The 2,505-nt window shown below is 43.4% G+C and carries 2 protein-coding genes and 1 pseudogene; all 3 read right to left on the reverse strand.

Annotated elements, in window-relative coordinates; translation table 11 throughout:
- Positions 1–214: 214 nt before the first annotated feature.
- Positions 215–340: a hypothetical protein gene (locus F6K37_RS37975; protein WP_287256225.1), complete on the reverse strand. Its 126-nt coding sequence runs from the start codon at positions 338–340 to the stop codon at positions 215–217.
- A gap of 2 nt (positions 341–342) precedes the next feature.
- On the reverse strand, positions 343–531 hold the full coding sequence (locus F6K37_RS37980) for a hypothetical protein (RefSeq protein ID WP_287256226.1): 189 nt from the start codon (positions 529–531) through the stop codon (positions 343–345).
- 126 nt (positions 532–657) lie between these two features.
- Positions 658–2,073, reverse strand: a pseudogene (locus F6K37_RS37985) (glycoside hydrolase family 9 protein); the annotation flags it as partial.
- Positions 2,074–2,505 lie beyond the last annotated feature (432 nt).

The following is a 2,505-nucleotide window of genomic DNA, read 5'->3' on the forward strand; positions in this document are numbered from 1 at the left end:
CAAAAATCAGGAACGAGAATCGGCGGGATATTCTATCGACATTGATCGGGATTCCTTGGCAGATAGTCTTGTTTTTAATGGGAATCATGTTGATGATGAAACGTTGGGATAATTTTGGAATCCTGTTGTTTTTATTTATTATCCTATCTATTTGTTTGTACTTTAATTGGTTTAGACACCTATCAAAAGAGGTGAGACTAGATTAAGTTTGAAACTATAGCGCTTTGGAACAGGGAACAGGGAACAGGGAACAGGGAACAGGGAACAGGGAATAGGGAATAGGGAATAGGGAACAGGGAACAGTAGCAAAGACCGCGCTAGATCGCGCTAATCGCTGCATCACTACTCCCGACTCCCGACTCCCGACTCCCGACTCCCTAAAATCCCCCGATTACCGATTACCGAAACAACTAGACACGATATCAGAGGACAAACAAACCCCCAGCGCCCTAGCACTCTTTTCTCTTTTCCAGAGTAGCAATCGGGGCAACAATTGGCCAAAAAAGGGTTGCTATCGTCAACACTATCCAAGACAAGCAGATTTGCTCATGAGATAAATTAGTGTCTTTCTGGAACGCTTGAAACCAGATTAATAAAAAGTAGAGAGCACCAAAAATGTAAAATCCCACTAGTACCGTCATAATGAAATTCCATAGACTAAATTATCAACTCACCAATCGGATTTGGTGTAGACACTAGTGGTTCAGGGATAGAACCCAGACTGACTGGACTGAGTTCCATCTCTTCAGCGTACAAATAGGCAAGAGCACCAGTAAAGCCAGCGTTGTAGTCAAGAGCTACTTCATTAGTGATAAAGTTTTCTCGACGATCTTCATAGGCATTATCATTTGCTTCAGATGGGCCTCCAACCAAAGCGCCTACGAGAACATGGCGGTTGTTCGTTGGTGATTGGATGTTATTGCTAGTGGAACCATGAGCCCCACGATGGTGGGGATTCTTGGGAGAATTGTCGCCAAAACCGACAACATAACTGCGATTGTTAGGATTTTCGCCAAGAATGTAGTCAATCTGATCCTCTGCGAAATCAGAGTAGCGACCATTAATATCATTAACGGTATCGCTATAAACACCAGCAAGGAAAGCGGTATTGGCAGCATATCGTAGGGAACCCCAGGTATCTAACCAAGCTAGTCCGCCCTCTGTATATTTGATCCCTTGACCACTGTCGTCACTCCAGTAGTTTAGCCAGCTTTCTACGTCTGTACGATACTTCTGTTGATTAGTCTCTTGAGCAAGAAGAATCCCTGTACCATAAGACTTGTCATCCCAAGATTGAGTCCATGTAGAAGGAATACCTCGGTAATGATTTTCTGCTTTATTCAAGTACCCCTGGTCACCAGTTGCTTTGTATAGCCACATTGCGCCCCAAGCTAGTTCGTCTTGGTAACCGCTCCAAGAATTGTAGAACTGAGCAGCATTGGTGATCGAGTCAGAGTACTTGCCGCGATAAGTTTCGGCAAAGTCAAATAGAGCTTTAGCTTCATCTAGTAGTTGCTTAGCGTAATCTTTATTCGAGGATTCAAAAACCATTGAAGCCGCAGCTAAGGCCGCAGCTGATTCACCTGCTAAATCAGAACCAGGATTTGAAGGATCAATTTTAAAAGCTGGTCGCTGCATGGTCATAGTTTCCGGCGGTCCCCAGAAGCTGTGGTCGATGTTACCGTCTCCAACCTGCCCCCAAAACTCTTTAGTTTGACCATTATTGTCGGTGATGTGGGCTTTGAGGATGTAATCCGTACCCCACTTAATGGCATCCAACGCCTCATCCCATTGACCCATTTGCTGGTAGGCGTCTTCATATTCGATTGCGCCCCAAGCCAGCATAGTCATGGAAGCAGCCATGGGGAAGCCGAATTTAACATGGTCTCCAGCATCGTAATAACCGCCAGTCAGATCAACACCGACATCTGCACCATCATTGAGGGCAGAATCTCCGCGCCATGGAATGCGATTGTCTCCAGGAAGTTTACCGGAGCGCTGAGCTTCATAAAACAAGAAGGACTTTTGGACAGCGTCACGATATGTAGATGCATTCATTGAATTATTTGCTCCTTGCTAATGCCTGATGAATTCGACGTTGCTGAATCCGGGTATGAATTTAGATTTTGAGACGTTGCACTATAACGTCTCTACACGGCTTGCCGTGATGCACCAAATCAATTTCATAGTTCAAATCAGCAACGCCTTGAACTGCAATGTGTCTAAGCTAAGCAGGCACACAAAATTGATTACACAAAATTGATTACACATTTCAAAAAACTCAAACCCTGACAATGTCAGGGTTAAAGAGATTGAGAATAGGTAATTAATTCTGTGTAGATTGTGTAGACTCTTAGGTGCTTAATGCGCATTTAATACTAAATCCGGTTTATAAAAGCTTATAAAAGTTAGTCATAAGTTAACCAATGATAATTAGTTAAATTTTTAATCTCTGAGGTCATGCTTTGGAGTAGCTGACAACGAGTTACTAAACGTTCTTCAATT

This window comes from Moorena sp. SIO4E2 (assembly GCF_010671945.1).
Lineage (GTDB): Bacteria > Cyanobacteriota > Cyanobacteriia > Cyanobacteriales > Coleofasciculaceae > Moorena > Moorena producens.

Excerpts from the sequence above, each read along its gene's own strand:
- F6K37_RS37975 (WP_287256225.1), bottom strand. The coding sequence starts at position 340 with ATGCAGCGATTAGCGCGATCTAGCGCGGTCTTTGCTACTGTTCCCTGT.